An 18091-nucleotide genomic window follows, 5' to 3' on the forward strand; every position below is an offset into this window, starting at 1 on the left:
ATGCCTGTCTACGAAAACTTCATCAACGGCCGGTTTGTGGCCAGCGCTGCTCATCTCGACGTGATCAACCCGGCCACCGGCGCGGTGCTGTCGAAAGTCCCGGCCTCGACTGCCGAAGACGTAGACCGCGCCCTCGCCGCCGCCCGCGCCGCGCAAAAAGACTGGTCGCGCAAACCGGCGATTGAACGCGCCGGGCATCTGCGTCGCATCGCCGCCAAGCTGCGGGAAAACGTCGCGCACCTGGCGCGCACCATCACGCTGGAACAGGGCAAAATCAGCGCCCTGGCGGAAGTCGAAGTCAACTTCACCGCCGATTACCTCGACTACATGGCCGAATGGGCCAGACGCATCGAAGGCGAAATCATCACCAGCGACCGCCAGAACGAAAACATCTTTCTGTTCCGTAAGCCGCTAGGCGTAGTCGCCGGGATTCTGCCGTGGAATTTTCCGTTCTTCCTGATCGCCCGCAAAATGGCGCCGGCACTGCTGACCGGCAACACCATCGTGATCAAGCCCAGCGAAGAAACCCCGAACAACTGCTTCGAATTCGCCCGACTGGTGGCGGAAACCGACCTGCCGCCCGGCGTGTTCAATGTGGTCTGCGGCGACGGTCGAGTCGGCGCGGCGCTCAGCGCGCACAAGGGCGTGGACATGATCAGCTTCACCGGCAGCGTGGATACCGGCTCGCGAATCATGGCCGCCGCCGCGCCGAACATCACCAAACTCAATCTGGAACTGGGCGGCAAGGCGCCGGCGATTGTGTTGGCGGATGCCGATCTGGATCTGGCGGTGAAGGCCATCCGCGATTCGCGGATTATCAACAGCGGTCAGGTGTGCAACTGCGCCGAGCGGGTGTATGTCGAGCGCAAGGTCGCGGACCAGTTTATCGAGCGTATCGCGACAGCCATGAGCGCTACCCGCTTCGGCGACCCGATCGCCCAGCCGGATGTGGAAATGGGGCCGCTGATCAACCGTCAGGGCCTGGACAGCGTCAACCGTAAAGTCCGCACGGCGTTGAGCCAGGGTGCGAGTTTGATCAGCGGTGGGCAGATTGCCGATCTGCCGAACGGTTTCCACTTCCAGCCCACCGTGCTCGCCGGTTGCAACGCTACGATGGACATCATGCGCGAAGAGATTTTCGGCCCGGTGCTGCCGATTCAGATCATCGATGACCTCGACGAAGCCATCGCCCTGGCCAACGACTGCGAATACGGCCTGACGTCGTCGATCTACACCCGCGACCTGAGCAAAACCATGCACGCGATGCGCGAGCTGGTTTTTGGCGAAACCTACGTGAATCGGGAGAATTTCGAGGCCATGCAGGGCTTCCATGCCGGGGTGCGTAAATCCGGGATTGGCGGTGCGGATGGCAAGCACGGGTTGTATGAGTACACCCATACGCATGCGGTGTATTTGCAAGGCTGAAACTGGCAATGAACCTGTGGCGAGGGAGCTCGCTCCCGTCCGGGTGCGAAGCACCCACTGAGGGGACGGCTACGCAGTCCAGCGGGAGCAAGCTCCCTCGCCACAATTTGCTGACTGCTTAAAAGTCCACAGTCGCCGAAAGGAGGTAGGTTCGCGGCGTCGACAGCGTCAATCCAGGCTCACTGTCATCCGAAGCCCCGGCCGAACTCCAGTAGCGCTTGTCCGCCACGTTCTCGACATTGGCCCGCAGGGTGATGTTCTTGTCCTCGACCTTGAACGCATAACGTGCGCCCACGTCGAAACGCTCCCACGAATCGATTTCCTTGTTGTTGGACTGGTCCAGGAACTGCGAGCTGGAATAGATGCCGCGGCTGGTCAGGGTCAAGCCCTGTACGGTCGGCACGTCCCACTCGGCGCCGAGGTTGACGTTGTATTTGGGCGTTGCCGGCGCGCGGTTGCCGTCGAAGGTGCCATTGGTGGTATTGGTCAACTCGCTGTCGATGTACATGACACCGCCGAGCAAGCGGAAACCTTTGAGCGGCTCACCGAAAACACTCAGCTCCACACCGTCGTTCTGACGTTTGCCATTCGGGCCAAAGACGCGCGTCGTGGCGTTGGTTTCATAGGCCGGCTGCTTGATCCGGAACACCGCAGCGGTCACCGCAAACTGACCCGCATCATACTTGGCGCCGACCTCGACCTGGCGACTGACGAACGGCGGGAAGATCTCGTCCTCGTTGATCGAGGTCGACGGGGCGATCTTGCCCTGGCTCAGGCCTTCCATGTAGTTGGCATACAGCGACAGCTTATCGGTCGCCTTGAACAGGATACCGCCCGACGGCGAGACCTTTTCCTCATCGTAGGCGGTGTCACCTTTGACATCAGCCGTCCAGTCGTCGACCTTCACACGCTGCCATCGAGCGCCGAGGGTCAGCAGCAGCCGGTCATCGAAGAAACCCAGGGTGTCGGACAACGCCACACCGGTAGAGCGATTCTCGGTGTAGACCTTCGAATCGAGTCGAGTGGGCGTGACCGGCGTGCGCGTTTCCACGGGGTTGTAGAGGTTGCTGTTGGCATTGGCATACCGGGCGCCGCCATTTTCGAAGTCCATGTAGAAATAGCTGGCCGCCAGGTTGACCTCATGGCTCACCGGGCCGGTGTGGAACCAGTTGCGCACCCCGGCGGTAGCCGTGCGGACACTTTCGTCTCGGGTGAAGTCACGGGGCTGAACGGTGAAGTCGCCCTTGTTGTTGGTGACTGAAACGGCGTGACGGAGGAAGTCATGATTGCTTTCACGCGCGCCTACGCCGCCGTACAACATGACGTTATCGCTGACATCGAATTCGCCGTTCACCGTGCCGAACGTATCATTGGTACTCGCCTTGCTCCAGGGTTGCGCATAGTTGTGACGTACGTCGCTGGCGTGCGGAACCTGTGCGTTGGCGCCGACTTGCACGCGCTCTTGCGGTGCGTCGGTATCACGCTCGGTACGCCCCAGGTCGGTCGAGAGTCGCAGGCGTTCACCGCGAAAATCCAGGCCCAGTACGGCCATCTCGCGGTCGACATTCTGGTGATCCCATTCGGTGTCGCCGGACTGCTTCACGCCGTTGAAACGAATCCCGAACTTGTTGTCTTCACCGAAGCGCCTGCCAATATCCACGGCACCGCCGGTCTGGCTGTCGGACGCGTAGTTGCCGGTGAACGAAGTGATCGGCTTGTCCGTCGCGCGCTTGGGCACCACGTTGATCCCGCCACCCACGGCGCCTCGCGGCGAGATGCCGTTGATGAGCTGGCTCGGGCCTTTGAGAATGTCGACGCGGTCGGCCATTTCCATGTCGATCGTGTAGGTCGGCAGAACGCCGTAGAGACCGTTATAGGCGACATCACTGTTGAACAGGCTGAACCCGCGAATGGTGAACTGCTCATAGCGCCCACCGGCCGGATTGGTGGCGCGAACCGAAGGATCGCTGGCGATCAGTTCGCCCAGGGTACGCGCCTGCACATTCTTGACCACCTCACTGGTGTAAGTGGTCATGCTGAACGGCGTTTCCATGAAGTCTTTCGAGCCCAGCAAGCCCTGGGAACCGCGGCGCGCGACCTGGCCGCCGGCATATACCTCGCCGTCCGTCCCGTCTGTGGCGCCAAGAATCGAGGTGGGGGCCAACTGCAGGCTGCTGCCTTCTGGCGCCGGGGTCAGGATGTAAGCCTGTTTGCCCACCGGTTGCAGTTGCAGACCGGAGCCTTGCAACAGTCGCGCAAAGCCCTCCTCCACGGCATATTCGCCGGAAAGACCGGTGCTGTTGCGACCGCTCACCAACGCAGGGTCTACCGAGAGATTGACGCCAGCCAACCCGGCGAAACGGGTCAGCGCATCGCTCAGGCTGCCGGCAGGTACCTGATAACTGCGCCGGGCACTGTCGTCGGCCCAACTGGAGGTGATGAACAACGGACTGGCACTCAGGCCCAACAACAGGCTCAGGTGCAACAACGGACGCAGGCGCAAAGAAGCCGGGCGTGGATGGCAGGTTGCGGACATTGAAATGGCTCTCTTGATTCGTTCACATGCCTTGAATGACAAGCGAGTCGAAAAAAGGGGACAGGCTTCACACACTATTTTTGCGCGGCAGCAACGTGACCCAGTAGCGGGTTCGGGAATGCACCTCTAGCGGCAGGCTGGCCGCAAGCAGCGCGAGGACGCGATCAGTGTCTTCCAGCCGAAAACTGCCGGTGACGCGCAGTGTTTCCAGCTCCGGCTCCCAGCGCAGAACGCCCGGACGGTAGGTGCCGAGTTCGCGGAGGAAATCCCCCAGCGGCTGGTTCCTGGCCATCAGCACACCTTCGCGCCAACCGGGAGCCAGCGCATCGAATGGCGTGATCGCTCCGACACCCACCGCTTGCAGGTTGACCTGCTGGCCGCCGCGCACTGCCAGCGCCGGCCCTTGCAAGGGCTGCAACTGCACGGATCCGTTGAACACCGACACTCGACAGCCTTGCGCGTGCTGGCGAACGCAGACTTCGCTTTGACTGACGATGACATTGCCGAACTTCGTCTGGATCGTCAGCGGCGCAGTCCCCGGCACCTTCAGCGACAGTTCGCCCTCGATCAGTTTCACACGGCGGCTCTGCAAATCCACATCGACGGCACTGGCGGTGTTGAGTTGCAAGGAGCTGCCATCGGCGAGCTGCACTTTTTTGCGCTCGCCAGTGGCCGTGTGCAGATCGGCACGCCAGACATCCAGAGGCAATTGTCGGCTGATCAGCCAGGCCGTCGGCACCAACGCCACGGCGCCCAATGCGCGCTTGAGCACCACGCGCCGCCCCGGATCAGGACGATCCAGACTGCTCAGCGCCAGCCCTGAAGGCAGGTCGGTGAAACGCTGACGCAAGGCATGCGCCTTCTGCCAGGCGTGCTCGTGAGTGGCGCAGGTCTCACGCCAACGTTGCAAATTCGCCCGGTCCTGCTCATTGGCGCCGCCTGATTCCAACAACGCAAGCCACTGCGCCGCAGCACGGACAGCCTGACGGGCATCGGACGCTTGACTGTTCACAGGTCCACCAGCAGGCAATGCTCGTAGGCTTGTGCCATGTAGCGTTTGATCGTGCGCTCGGACACCTCCAGGCGCTCGGCGATTTGCTGGTAGTTCAAACCCTCGAGCTGACTCCAGAGAAACGCCCGTCGCACTGCCCTCGGCAGTCCGTCTAGCAGCTCATCCAGCGCTTGCAGGGTTTCCAGCAGCAACCAGCGCTGCTCGGGTGATGGCGCACACTCTTCGGGCATCGACGCCAACGCGGCCAGATAGGCCTGCTCCAGACTGCGACGCTGGTAGAAATTGCTCAGTAGGCGTTTGCCCACCGTCAGCAGATAGGCACGGGGTTCTTGCAAGTCGGCGATCCGCTGGGAGCTGGCCAGCAAACGCAGGAACGTATCCTGGCTCAGGTCCGCCGCATCACAGCCGTTGCCCATGCGTCTTCTCAACCAGCTTTCAAGCCAGCCCCGGTGATCGCGGTACAGGTCGTGAAGGGTTTGCTCCTTCGGCATCACTGCATCACTCATCTCAAGAAGCCCTGTGCCAAGGAGTTATCGTAAATGAGAGTGATTCTAATTAATATCGAAGCCGGGAACCAAGTCCTTTATGCACCGCACGGGCAGAAAGTTGGCTCTGGAAAGGCTGGAGTGGCATAAAAAGCCAAATTTCAGACACAAAAAACCCCGGTCTTTCGACCAGGGTCTTTGCTATCGACTCGAAGTAAACCAAAGGCTTTCTTCGTAGCTCCAAGGCGTTCAGTGGGCCTTGAGGCAGATATGGCGCAGCGGACGGGACTCGAACCCGCGACCCCCGGCGTGACAGGCCGGTATTCTAACCGACTGAACTACCGCTGCGTATCGCTTTGGACTTGCGTCCTAACTCGTCTGATCGAAAGCTTCGAGGCTTTCAATCTCGAGCCAGATAAACCTGACCCGGAAAATATGGCGCAGCGGACGGGACTCGAACCCGCGACCCCCGGCGTGACAGGCCGGTATTCTAACCGACTGAACTACCGCTGCGCGTCGGTGGAGGCTTTTCAGCTTCCATCTTGCTTTCGCAAGACTCTCAAGAAGTGGTGGGTGATGACGGGATCGAACCGCCGACATTCTGCTTGTAAGGCAGACGCTCTCCCAGCTGAGCTAATCACCCTTTGCTTCTCTGAGGCCGCGAAATTTACGCACCTAACGAAGCTAAGTCAATAGCCCGCTTGAAGTTTTTCTGAAAAAGACAAAATCGTGTCATTCGCGCCAACGCCGCTGCCCTGTCACTCGCTGTAAATCATCTTCTTGGTCATGCCGCCATCGACCACAAATTCCTGGCCCGTGACGAAACCCGCATTCTTCGACAGCAGCCAGGCAACCATCGCCGCCACGTCCTCGACCGTCCCTACCCTGCCCGCCGGATGCTGCGCGTGGTCAGCTTCGGTGAGGGGTTCGGCACGCCGCACCGCAGGGTCCCGCGCATCGATCCAGCCAGGACTGACGGCATTGACGCGAATTTCCGGACCCAGGCTGATCGCCAACGCATGAGTCAGGGCCAACAGCCCGCCCTTGCTCGCCGCGTAAGCCTCTGTGTCGGGTTCCGACTGCCCGGCACGGGTCGAGGCCAGGTTGACGATCGCACCGCTGTGAGCGCGCAGGTACGGCGCACAGTGCTTGGCCAACAGCATCGGCCCGCTGAGATTCACCGCCAGTACCCGATTCCAGTAAGCCAGATCGAGGCTTTCCAGGGTGATGTTGTGCGGATCGGCCACTGCCGCATTGCACACCAGCGCATCCAGACGCCCGAACTGCCCCAGCACCTCGGCAACACCCAGCGCGACCTGCCCCTCGTTCGAGACGTCCATGGCGATGAACCAGGCGTTATCACCCAGAACCTTCGCCACTTTCGAACCACGCACCCGGTCCAGGTCCGTCAACACCACCTGCCAGCCTTCGCTGATCAGCCAGGCCGCAATCCCCAGACCAATGCCTCGTGCGGCACCGGTTACCAGTGCAACGCGGCCATTGGAACCGGTCGTCGGGATGGACAACTCGATCACAAGGCAGCCAACCCGCGCGCCAGATCGGCCTGCAGGTCGGCCACGTCTTCCAGACCGACCGCAATTCGGATCAGGCTGTCACGAATGCCCGCCGCTTCACGCTCCTGCGGCGCCAGACGGCCGTGGGAGGTGGTGCTCGGGTGGGTGATGGTGGTCTTGCTGTCACCGAGGTTGGCGGTGATCGAAATCAACCGGGTCGCATCGATAAAGCGCCAGGCGCCCTCTTTGCCACCTTTGACCTCGAAACTCACCACGGCACCGAAACCTTTCTGCTGACGCTGAGCCAACGCGTGCTGCGGGTGGCTTTTCAGGCCAGCGTAATGGACTTTCTCGACACCGTCCTGCTGCTCCAGCCATTCGGCCAGTTGCTGGGCATTGGCGCAGTGCGCCTTCATGCGCAGGCTCAGCGTTTCCAGGCCCTTGAGGAAAATCCAGGCATTGAACGGGCTCAAGGTTGGCCCGGCAGTGCGCAGAAAACCGACGACCTCTTTCATCTGCTCGCTACGACCGGCCACGACGCCGCCCATGCAACGACCCTGGCCGTCGATGAACTTGGTCGCCGAGTGCACGACGATGTCCGCGCCCATCTTCAGAGGCTGCTGCAACGCAGGCGTGCAGAAGCAGTTGTCCACTACCAGCATCGCGCCTTTGGCGTGAGCGATTTTCGACAACTCGGCGATATCCACCAGCTCCGCCAGCGGGTTGGACGGCGATTCGACGAACAGTAATTTGGTATTGGCCTTGATTGCCGCATCCCAGCCGGACAGGTCCGCCAGAGGCACGTAATCGACTTCGATGCCGAAGCGCTTGAAGTACTTCTCGAACAGGCTGATGGTCGAACCGAACACGCTGCGCGACACCAGCACATGATCGCCAGCACTGCACAGGCTCATCACCACCGCCATGATCGCGGCCATGCCGGTGGCGGTCGCCACGGCCTGCTCAGCGCTTTCCAGCGCGGCAATGCGCTCTTCGAACGCGCGAACGGTCGGGTTGGTGTAACGCGAGTAAACGTTGCCCGGCACTTCCCCGGCGAAGCGCGCGGCCGCGTCGGCGGCGGTACGGAAGACGTAGCTGGAAGTGAAGAACATCGGATCACCGTGTTCGCCTTCCGGCGTGCGGTGCTGACCGGCGCGTACGGCCAGGGTATCGAACGCTACGCCTTCGAGGTCGCTGTCCAGCCGACCGGCATCCCAATCCTGACTCATGCTGTCACTCCTTGCCTTGCTCTTCTAGTAGATACAAAACCGGCCCCTCAGGGCCGGTAGTTACTCAGTTGTTGTACAGATCGATGATCGCGCTGACTGCCTGCGTCTTGACCTTGGAGGCATCGTTACGTGCCTGCTCGATCTTGTTCAGGTAAGCCTCGTCGACGTCGCCGGTCACGTACTGGCCGTCGAACACCGCACAATCGAACTTCTCGATCTTGATCTTGCCGCCACCCACCGCTTCGATCAAGTCAGGCAAATCCTGATAGATCAGCCAGTCTGCGCCGATCAGATCCGCAACGTCCTGAGTCGAACGGTTATGCGCGATCAGCTCGTGAGCGCTCGGCATGTCGATGCCGTAGACGTTCGGGTAGCGAACGGCCGGCGCCGCGGAGCAGAAGTAGACGTTCTTGGCGCCGGCTTCGCGGGCCATCTGGATGATCTGCTTGCAAGTCGTGCCGCGAACGATCGAGTCGTCCACCAGCATCACGTTCTTGCCGCGGAACTCCAGCTCGATGGCGTTGAGCTTCTGGCGTACCGACTTTTTCCGTGCGGCCTGGCCCGGCATGATGAAAGTACGGCCGATGTAGCGGTTCTTCACGAAGCCTTCGCGGAACTTGACGCCCAGGTGGTTCGCCAGCTCCAGCGCTGCGGTGCGGCTGGTGTCCGGAATCGGGATGACCACGTCGATGTCGTGATCCGGACGCTCGCGCAGGATCTTCTCGGCGAGCTTCTCACCCATGCGCAGACGGGCTTTATAGACCGACACGCCGTCAATGATCGAGTCCGGGCGCGCCAGGTAGACGTGCTCGAAGATGCACGGGGTCAGAGACGGGTTGGTCGCGCACTGACGGGTGTGCAGCTTGCCGTCTTCAGTGATGTAGACCGCTTCGCCTGGTGCCAGGTCGCGAATCAGGGTGAAACCGAGCACGTCCAGGGACACGCTTTCGGAGGCGATCATGTACTCGACGCCTTCGTCGGTGTGACGCTGGCCGAAGACGATCGGGCGGATGCCGTGCGGGTCGCGGAAACCGACGATGCCGTAGCCGGTCACCATCGCCACGACGGCGTAACCACCGACGCAGCGGTTGTGCACGTCAGTGACTGCAGCGAACACGTCTTCTTCGGTCGGCTGCAGCTTGCCGCGCTGGGCCAGTTCGTGCGCGAACACGTTCAGCAGCACTTCCGAATCGGAGTTGGTGTTGACGTGGCGAAGGTCAGATTCGTAAATCTCCTTGGCCAGCTGTTCAACGTTGGTCAGGTTACCGTTGTGCGCCAGGGTGATGCCGTAAGGCGAGTTGACGTAAAACGGTTGAGCTTCGGCCGAGGTCGAGCTGCCCGCGGTCGGATAGCGCACATGGCCAATGCCCATGTGGCCGACCAGACGCTGCATGTGACGCTGATGGAACACGTCACGCACCAGGCCATTGTCCTTGCGCAGGAATAACCGGCCGTCATGGCTGGTCACGATACCGGCAGCGTCCTGGCCGCGGTGCTGGAGGACGGTTAGCGCGTCATACAGCGCCTGATTGACGTTCGACTTACCGACGATACCGACGATGCCACACATGCGACGCAACCCCTACTTAATGGATCTGAACTGAACACAACTCACTGAGGCGTTTTGGCCGTCGGCAAGAGGTGCTCCTTGAACGGTATTTCAGCGGGTACGCTGATACCGCTGGCAAGCCACTGACTGCTCCACCCGAGGATCAGGTTTTTGGACCAGTCTGCGACCAATAGAAATTTTGGCACGAGCTGCGACTGTTGCCACCACCCGTCCTGCTGTACCGGCCCCAGGCTCAACAGCCCGACCGCCACGACCACCAGCAACACGCCACGCGCAGCGCCGAAGGCCATGCCGAGGAATCGATCGGTCCCGGACAACCCGGTAACGCGAACCAACTCGCCGATAAGATAATTGATCATTGCGCCTACGATCAGCGTGGCGACAAACATTATTGCGCAGCCCGCGATCACGCGAGCCGATGGCGTTTCGATGTATCCGGCGAGGTACTCGGACAATGCACCACCGAACATCCAGGCAACGACTCCTGCGATGATCCAGGTCACCAGCGATAATGCTTCCTTGACGAAGCCGCGGCTCAGACTGATCAATGCGGAGATGGCGATGATTGCAACGATCGCCCAGTCAACCCAGGTAAATGGCACAGTGCAGCCTACAGACGGATAAGGCGGCGCATTTTAGCAGAGCCCATGCTTATCGGTAAGCTGCGATTGTCAGTGCATTTCAAATCGGGGCGATAGTTTTTAACCGCGCTCAGGCTGGAAGCGCACCACAAAACCCTTGAGGTTCTGCTGACGGTTCAACAAGTCACGCAGACGATCGGCTTCTGCCCGCTCGATCAGCGGCCCGACGAATACCCGATTCTTGCCGTCAGCCGTGCGAATGTAGGCGTTGTAACCCTGGCTGCGCAGGGTTTTTTGCAGATTTTCAGCGCTGGCACGATTCGACAGGCTGGCCAGTTGCACGGACCAGCTGACCGACAGGCCATTGGCGTCGACCCGGCTTTGCGTCGTGTCCGGTTTACCCGGTGCGGCAGTGATCGGCTGGCTTGGCGCAGTCGTTGGTTTGTTGACCGGAGCCGGTGCCGGAGGCGGTGTAACCGGCTTGGCGGCGGGCGCAGGTGCAGGCGCAACGGGAGCCGTCGGTGCGATCGGCATCTCTGGCTCTTCCTGCTGGGCGATTTCGTCATCACTCGGCACAGGCTCTTGCGGCAAGGCTTGAGGCTCAGGCACGACCACCGGCTCAACCTGAACCTGCGGCACCGCAGGCACTTGCGGCGCAGCCGGCGCTTCGACCGTGACCTGACGCTGATCATCCTGACGGGAAAACAGCATCGGCAGGAAAATCACTGCCAGTGCCACCAGCACCAGGGCGCCGACCATGCGCTGTTTGTAGGCCTTATCCAGCAATGCCATTTGCCGCTTCCTCCGTGGAGCGCCGGGCCAGCCATTCAAGGGCCTCGGCGACACAATAAAATGATCCGAACAACAGAATCTCGTCGTCGCTCGTCGCTTGCGCGCACTGCCCGTCCAGGGCAGCGGCCACGCTGTCATAGGACGTTACCGAAGCACCAAGGTTCTGCAACGACCCATGCAAATCGGCAACCGGCCGCGCCCGCGGTGAATCCAGCGGCGCAACAGCCCAGTGCTGGACACTAGCATTCAATTCGCTGACAACACCATCCAGATCCTTGTCCGCCAACAACCCGAACACCGCCAGACGCCTGCCGACCGGTGGACGACTGGCCAGACGGCGGGCCAGGTATTCGGCTGCGTGGGGGTTATGCCCCACATCCAGCAACAGGTTCAGGCGCTTGCCTTGCCAGTCAAACTGGCGGCGATCGAGACGACCGACAACCCGCGTGGCCTTCAGCGCAGCAATAATCTGCGCGTCCACCCAAGGCAAACCGAGCAACAGATAAGCCTGTAGCGCCAGTGCGGCATTTTCCATCGGCAGATCGAGCAGTGGCAGATCATGCAACTCGACTACTCGCCCCTGAGCGTCGAGACCGCGCCATTGCCAGTTGTGATCGGTAACGCCGAGGTCAAAATCACGACCCCGCAGGAAAAACGGGCAGGCCAGCTCGCGCGCCTTGTCCAGCAGAGGTTGAGGAGGATTCAGATCGCCACAGAGCGCAGGCGCGCCCTGGCGGAAGATGCCGGCTTTCTCAAAAGCCACGGACTCACGGGTGTCACCCAGATAATCGGCGTGATCAACGCCGATGCTGGTCACCAGCGCCATGTCGGCATCCACCACGTTGACCGTGTCCAGACGTCCGCCCAGGCCGACTTCCAGCACCACGGCATCAAGCCCGGACCGTTGAAACAGCCAGAACGCCGCCAGGGTGCCCATTTCGAAATAGGTCAGGGAAGTCTCGCCACGCCCCGCCTCTACCGCAGCAAAGGCCTCGCACAGCTCAGCGTCAGTCGCTTCGACGCCGTTGACCTGCACCCGCTCGTTGTAACGCAGCAGATGCGGGGAATTGTAGACACCGACTTTCAGACCCTGCGCCCGCAGCAACGAAGCCACGAATGCGCAGGTAGAACCCTTGCCGTTGGTGCCAGTGACCGTGATCACCCGAGGCGCCGGCTTGCCCAGCCCCATGCGGGACGCTACCTGTTGCGAGCGCTCAAGGCCCATGTCGATGGCCGAAGGGTGCAACTGCTCAAGGTAGGCGAGCCACTCGCCAAGGGTACGTTCAGTCATATGTTGGCTGGCACCGGTGGAACCACGATCGGCTCGATGGGTGCAGCAACGAATTTCGGCGTCGGCTTGCCGGTCAGTTGCGCCAACAGGTTGCCCAGACGCGGACGCAGTTCCTGACGATGAATGATCATGTCGATCGCACCGTGCTCCAGCAGGAATTCACTGCGCTGGAAGCCTTCCGGCAGTTTTTCGCGAACGGTTTGCTCGATCACACGCGGACCGGCGAAGCCGATCAGGGCTTTCGGCTCGCCGACGATCACGTCGCCGAGCATCGCCAGGCTGGCGGAAACGCCGCCGTAGACCGGATCGGTCAGCACGGAGATGAACGGAATGCCTTCTTCACGCAGACGCGCCAGCACCGCGGAGGTCTTGGCCATTTGCATCAGGGAAATCAGGGCTTCCTGCATCCGCGCACCACCGGAAGCGGCGAAGCAGATCATCGGGCATTTGTTTTCCAGGGCGTAGTTGGCGGCGCGCACGAAGCGCTCACCGACGATGGCACCCATGGAACCGCCCATGAAGGAGAATTCAAAAGCCGAAACCACCACCGGCATACCCAGCAGCGTGCCGCTCATGGAGATCAGTGCGTCTTTCTCGCCCGTCTGCTTTTGCGCTGCGGTCAGACGGTCCTTGTACTTCTTGCCGTCACGGAATTTCAGGCGGTCGACCGGCTCCAGGTCCGCACCCAGCTCGCTGCGGCCTTCGGCGTCGAGGAAAATGTCGATACGGGCGCGCGCGCCGATACGCATGTGATGGTTGCACTTGGGGCAAACGTCCAGGGTCTTTTCCAGCTCCGGACGATACAGCACAGCCTCGCAAGACGGGCATTTGTGCCACAGACCTTCAGGCACCGAGCTCTTCTTGACCTCGGAACGCATGATCGAAGGGATCAGTTTGTCTACTAACCAGTTGCTCATGCTTTCTTTCTCCAGTACCGGCGGCCCGAACGCTCTGGTTCGCAGCCCCGCGTATGCCCTTGAGCTAAATTCATGTGTGTGGCGATGATCGGTGGATAGCCGGGTCAATGAAGCATGACCTGCGTACAACCCATCAATCCTCAGCCGTGCCTGCTTTGTGCAGCGCAGTGCATTTTGGGACGGCGGCAGTCTGCCAGCCGTCACATCAACTACGTGCTACTGCGTACAGCCTTGATGAATGCCTGAATCTTTGCGTGATCCTTGATGCCCCTGCTCGCCTCCACCCCACCGCTGACGTCCACGGCGTAAGGCCGAACCCGGGCAATCGCCTCGGCGACGTTATCCGGCGTCAAGCCGCCCGCCAGGATGATCGGTTTGCTCAAGCCTTGAGGTATCAGAGACCAGTCGAATGCTTCGCCGGTTCCGCCGGGTACGCCTTCAACGTAAGCGTCGAGCAGGATACCGCTGGCACTTGGGAACGCATTGCATGCCGCGGCAATGTCGTCGCCGGCCTTGACCCGCAGCGCCTTGATGTACGGCCGGTGCCACCCCTCACAATCGGCAGCGGTTTCGTCGCCATGGAACTGCAGCAAGTCCAGCGGCACGGCATCGAGCAGTTCGCCCAACTCGCAACGGCTGACGTTGACGAACAACCCCACAGTGGTCACGAACGGCGGCAGCGCCCTGATGATGTCGCGCGCCTGCTGAAACGTCACGGCCCGTGGGCTCTTGGCGTAAAACACAAACCCGATGGCATCAGCCCCGGCCTCGACTGCCGCCAACGCATCTTCTATGCGGGTAATCCCGCAAATCTTGCTGCGAACGGCTGACATGTCGATAAAACCTCAGGGCAAATCCGGGAAAGTCCCGGATGGTAACAAATGCGTTCGAGGGCGTCAGCCGTCAAGTTCGGCGAAACCGGTCAAGAAGTGTGGACCGATGTAACGCTCGGGCAATTCGAACTCGTCGCGGTACTCGACCTGCACCAGGTACAGGCCGAATGGATGCGCCGTCACCCCGCCGGAACGGCGAATCCGGCTCTCCAGCACTTCCTTCATCCACTCCACCGGACGCTCGCCGGCACCGATGGTCATCAGTACTCCGGCAATGTTGCGCACCATGTGGTGCAGGAAAGCGCTGGCGCGAATATCCAGCACGATCATCTTGCCGTGGCGCGTGACACGCAGGTGATGCAATTCCTTGATCGGCGACTTGGCCTGGCACTGACCCGCACGAAAAGCACTGAAGTCGTGGGTGCCGACCAGGTACTGCGCGGCCTCGGCCATGCGCTCGGCGTCGAGGGGGCGGTGATTCCAGGTGATTTCTTCGTTCAGGTGCGCCGGGCGGATCTGGTCGTTGTAGATCACGTAGCGATAGCGCCGGGCGATGGCCTTGAACCGAGCATGGAAATGCGCGGGCATGACCTTGGCCCAACTGACGCTGACGTCGTGGGGCAAGTTGATGTTGGCGCCCATGACCCAGGCTTTCATCGAACGCTCGACTTGCGTGTCGAAATGCACCACCTGACCGCAGGCATGCACGCCCGCATCCGTGCGCCCGGCGCAGAGCAGCGACACCGGTGAGTCGGCGACTTTGGACAAGGCCTTTTCCAGGGTCTCCTGCACTGTGAGCACACCGGACGCCTGACGCTGCCAGCCGCGAAAACGCGAGCCTTTGTATTCAACGCCCAAGGCGATGCGGAAAAAGCCGTCAGCCGCCATTTCGGCAGCCGGGTTATCTATATTTGCCAAGGAGTAACAGCCTGCTGATCAACGCAAAGGCGGGCATTATAAGGCCGCCGGACCGGGACGCCAGAGGCGCGTGCCGTTTGTGCCGCTGCAGCGCCCATACCGACCTCTTTATATAGATAGCCTACCCGGCCGTTCGGTGCGCTTTATGAGGATTTGCTGGCTTAAGAAAATCAAATGTCGGTGCGGGCTTGCTGGCTCGCACATTGAATTTCGCCACTCCCAAGAAACAAAAACGGCAGCCTCAAAGGGCTGCCGTTTTGTTTACGCTTTACCGATCAATCAAGCCAGACGCGCAAGCATTTCCTTGGCTTCGCTCTTCTGACCCGCATCTCCCTCGGTCACAACCTCGTTGAGGATGTCCCGTGCGCCGTCGGCGTCGCCCATGTCGATGTAGGCCTGGGCCAGGTCGAGTTTGGTGGCGACTTCGTCGGTGCCAGAGAGGAAATCGAATTCCGGCTCGTCTGCGGCGGAGGCCAATGCGTCTTCCGCGGTGAAGGTCGGCTCGCTGATGCTCTGGGACAGACGATCCAGCTCGGCGTTGACGTCATCCAGCTCTGCCGCGAAGGCGTCCGGAGCATCCATTTCATCGGCCAGCGACAGATCGAAATCAGCCGGCAGCTCCAGATCGTCCAGCGCCACCTCAGGAACGACCGGCGCTTCAGCGGCAGGCAGGTCCTTGACGTCGTCATCCAGGCTCAACAGGAAATCGTCTTCAGCGAGGGTCGCTGGCGACGCATCACCACCGAGGTCCATGTCCAGGTCGAAGTCCGACAGGTCGTCGAGATTTTCCTTGATTTCAGTCTGCTGCTGCAGCACCGACTCAAAGCTCAGGTCGTCGTCCAGCGGGAATTCATCCAGTTCGGCCAAAGCCTCTGGCGAAGGCGTCGGCTCAGGCGCAGCCACCGCCGGAGAAGCATTTTCCAGATCATCCAGACTCAGATCAAACGCGCTATCGAAATCGTCATCAGCCAGTGCCGGGGCCGGGGCCGGGGCTTCGGGCTCGTCCATCAGCAGGTCCTTGACGTACTGGGCGTCCAGTTCAGCGGCGACAGCCGCAGCCGCCAGGCCACCCGCCACGACGACCGCCATGGCCGGGAAGCGGCTTTTCAGCTCTTCGACACGGGCAAAGTTTTCGCCGTTGGCCACGAGCTGACGCTCCTGGGCCACGAACGCATCGCGATCGCCCTGCTGACCGTAGACTTCCATCAGCTTCAGACGCAGGTCACTGCGCTGAGGTTCTTGTTTGATGCCGTCTTCCAGCAACGCAGCCGCCTGATTCAGGCGACCGGCAGCCATGTGCGACTGCGCCTTGGTCAGCACGTCGTCATCGCGATCAGCGGCAGGCGCGACCAGTGGCGCGGCGATCGGTGGCGTTACCACCACTGGTGCAATCACTGGAGCCGGTGCCGGTGCCGGGGTCGGCGCTGGCGCAGGAGCCGGTGCAGTCGCGAGCTTCACGCTTGGCGGCGGCACTTCCAGACCTTCAAAGCTGCTTTCAGGCAAGTCCAGATCAGCAGAGAACTCCTGCTCCTCGGACAACGCACGCGCCATGCGCAGGTGCTTCTCGGCTTCCTGCTGGGCTTTGCGGCGACGGGCCAGCAATAGCAGCAACAGCAGCAGAACTACCGCCCCGCCACCGACCATGCCCAGCAACCACGGATTGGTCAGCAGTTCATTAAACTTCTGGTCGTCAGATGTTGCAGGCGCTGGCTCGGCAGGCGTCTCGGCCGGGGCCGGCGTTGCTTCAGGGGCCGTCGCCGAAGGGGCTGGCGTCGCCGGCGCGCCTTCGACAGGCGCAGGGGTCGGGCTCAATTCGGCCGAGATGGCCGGCGCCGTCGTCGCAGCAGCCGGCGCACCCGCAGCACCTTCAGCCTGTAACTTGGCCAGTTGATTGTTCTTCAGCTCGATCAGGCGTTGCAGCTTGTCCAGCTGGCTTTGCAGATCGGTCATGCGGCTTTTCAGTTCAGCGTTGTCACGACGGGTCGTGTCGAGGCTTTCCTGGGTCACGGCCAGCTTGTTGTTCAAGGCTTTGGCGTCGCCGCCCGCACCTTTGCCACCGGCCTTGCCGGACTCGGCGGACACCAGGCTCAAATTGTCCTTGGCAGCCTGCGCAGGAGTGCCTTCACCGCGAGCGCGTTTGGTCGCGTCGAGTTGTTGCTGTCCTGTTCCAGGCTTGGCTACATAGCGACGGCCCTGACGCCACGCGGTGTTCTGCGCGGCGACTTCAGCAATGGCTTTGGGTTGCGGCACACTGGTGGCCTGCGCCTGATCCGGCAGGCGCAGGACCTGACCGGTCTTCAGCAGGTTGATGTTGCCGTTGATGAACGCATCCGGATTCAGCGCCTGGATGGCCAGCATGGTTTGCTGAACCGAGCCGCCATTACGCGCCTTCGCAGCGATTTCCCACAGGGTATCGCGCGGCGTGGTGGTGTATTCGGTCGGTTTGGCGGCGCCCGTCACGGGGGCAGTGACCGCCTGGGTCGGCGCCGGTTGCGCAGCCGCTTCAGCGGTTTGCGGCGAGAATTTGGATGGATCGAGCAGCACGCTGTAATCGCGCAGCAGGCGACCATTGGGCCACATCACCTGAACCAGGAATTTCACCATCGGTTCGGACAGCGGCTTGCTGGAGGTCACACGCAGGACGCTTTTACCACTGGCGTTGAGCACCGGGGTGAAGCTCAGGTCATTGAGGAATGCCTGGCGGTCGACACCGGCCTTGGCGAAATCTTCGGGCGACGCCAGGCTCGGCACCACTTCGGCAGCGGTGAGTTCCTTGACGTCGAGCAATTCGATTTCCGCCACCAGCGGCTGGTTCACCGACGACTTCAGGGTCAGCTCCCCGAGTCCGAGGGCATGCGCCATACCGGAGGACAGCGCCGAGGCGGCCGCTATTGCTAACACCAGTTTGCGAACTTGAACCATAGCCTCATCCTTTGTTTGAACATTCCTCGGCCAGCGAGAAGGTGTTGATAGTCGCTGCCGCAAGGC

The 18091-nt window shown here is 61.3% G+C and carries 14 protein-coding genes and 3 tRNA genes; 1 reads left to right on the forward strand and 16 read right to left on the reverse strand.

The window, feature by feature from the left end; translation table 11 throughout:
* Complete coding sequence (gene aldA / locus ACM6I5_RS21360; protein WP_414884664.1) at window positions 1-1425, forward strand: aldehyde dehydrogenase; 1425 nt, start codon at window positions 1-3, stop codon at window positions 1423-1425.
* A gap of 118 nt (window positions 1426-1543) precedes the next feature.
* Here the strand turns inward: aldA and ACM6I5_RS21365 are convergent, their stop codons facing one another.
* The 16 genes from ACM6I5_RS21365 to ACM6I5_RS21440 all read right to left on the reverse strand — a co-directional run bounded on the left by ACM6I5_RS21365 (window position 1544) and on the right by ACM6I5_RS21440 (window position 18025).
* Window positions 1544-3961, reverse strand: a complete 2418-nt coding sequence (locus tag ACM6I5_RS21365; protein WP_414884665.1) for a TonB-dependent siderophore receptor — start codon at window positions 3959-3961, stop codon at window positions 1544-1546.
* A gap of 67 nt (window positions 3962-4028) precedes the next feature.
* Window positions 4029-4973, reverse strand: coding sequence for a FecR domain-containing protein (locus tag ACM6I5_RS21370; RefSeq protein ID WP_414884666.1), 945 nt, complete (start codon window positions 4971-4973; stop codon window positions 4029-4031).
* Window positions 4970-5479 (reverse strand): sigma-70 family RNA polymerase sigma factor, encoded by a 510-nt coding sequence (locus ACM6I5_RS21375; protein ID WP_017337643.1) that lies wholly within the window; start codon window positions 5477-5479, stop codon window positions 4970-4972. The genes ACM6I5_RS21370 and ACM6I5_RS21375 overlap by 4 nt, the downstream gene beginning before the upstream one ends.
* A gap of 250 nt (window positions 5480-5729) precedes the next feature.
* Window positions 5730-5806 (reverse strand) — tRNA-Asp (locus tag ACM6I5_RS21380).
* Between the two features lie 88 nt (window positions 5807-5894).
* A tRNA-Asp gene (locus ACM6I5_RS21385) sits at window positions 5895-5971 on the reverse strand.
* A gap of 54 nt (window positions 5972-6025) precedes the next feature.
* Window positions 6026-6101, reverse strand: a tRNA-Val gene (locus ACM6I5_RS21390).
* A gap of 115 nt (window positions 6102-6216) precedes the next feature.
* Window positions 6217-6993 (reverse strand): SDR family oxidoreductase, encoded by a 777-nt coding sequence (locus ACM6I5_RS21395; protein ID WP_017337642.1) that lies wholly within the window; start codon window positions 6991-6993, stop codon window positions 6217-6219.
* Complete coding sequence (locus ACM6I5_RS21400) at window positions 6990-8201, reverse strand: O-succinylhomoserine sulfhydrylase (protein WP_017337641.1); 1212 nt, start codon at window positions 8199-8201, stop codon at window positions 6990-6992. Before ACM6I5_RS21400 ends, ACM6I5_RS21395 begins: the two co-directional genes overlap by 4 nt.
* A gap of 64 nt (window positions 8202-8265) precedes the next feature.
* On the reverse strand, window positions 8266-9771 hold the full coding sequence (gene purF / locus ACM6I5_RS21405) for an amidophosphoribosyltransferase (protein WP_007905939.1): 1506 nt from the start codon (window positions 9769-9771) through the stop codon (window positions 8266-8268).
* A 41-nt stretch (window positions 9772-9812) separates the two neighbouring features.
* Window positions 9813-10373: a CvpA family protein gene (locus ACM6I5_RS21410; RefSeq protein WP_017337640.1), complete on the reverse strand. Its 561-nt coding sequence runs from the start codon at window positions 10371-10373 to the stop codon at window positions 9813-9815.
* A gap of 99 nt (window positions 10374-10472) precedes the next feature.
* On the reverse strand, window positions 10473-11144 hold the full coding sequence (locus tag ACM6I5_RS21415; protein ID WP_414884667.1) for an SPOR domain-containing protein: 672 nt from the start codon (window positions 11142-11144) through the stop codon (window positions 10473-10475).
* Window positions 11128-12435, reverse strand: a complete 1308-nt coding sequence (folC, locus tag ACM6I5_RS21420) for a bifunctional tetrahydrofolate synthase/dihydrofolate synthase (protein WP_414878704.1) — start codon at window positions 12433-12435, stop codon at window positions 11128-11130. The genes ACM6I5_RS21415 and folC overlap by 17 nt, the downstream gene beginning before the upstream one ends.
* On the reverse strand, window positions 12432-13352 hold the full coding sequence (accD, locus tag ACM6I5_RS21425; RefSeq protein WP_008028281.1) for an acetyl-CoA carboxylase, carboxyltransferase subunit beta: 921 nt from the start codon (window positions 13350-13352) through the stop codon (window positions 12432-12434). Before accD ends, folC begins: the two co-directional genes overlap by 4 nt.
* Before the next feature lie 209 nt (window positions 13353-13561).
* Window positions 13562-14185: a phosphoribosylanthranilate isomerase gene (locus tag ACM6I5_RS21430; protein ID WP_017337637.1), complete on the reverse strand. Its 624-nt coding sequence runs from the start codon at window positions 14183-14185 to the stop codon at window positions 13562-13564.
* Window positions 14186-14248: 63 nt separating this feature from the next.
* Window positions 14249-15073: a tRNA pseudouridine(38-40) synthase TruA gene (truA, locus tag ACM6I5_RS21435; protein ID WP_031318628.1), complete on the reverse strand. Its 825-nt coding sequence runs from the start codon at window positions 15071-15073 to the stop codon at window positions 14249-14251.
* A gap of 309 nt (window positions 15074-15382) precedes the next feature.
* On the reverse strand, window positions 15383-18025 hold the full coding sequence (locus tag ACM6I5_RS21440; RefSeq protein ID WP_414884668.1) for a FimV/HubP family polar landmark protein: 2643 nt from the start codon (window positions 18023-18025) through the stop codon (window positions 15383-15385).
* Between the last annotated feature and the right edge of the window lie 66 nt (window positions 18026-18091).

Origin of the sequence: Pseudomonas sp. IT-P171 (assembly GCF_949767765.1) — a bacterium.
Classification (GTDB): domain Bacteria; phylum Pseudomonadota; class Gammaproteobacteria; order Pseudomonadales; family Pseudomonadaceae; genus Aquipseudomonas; species Aquipseudomonas fluorescens_B.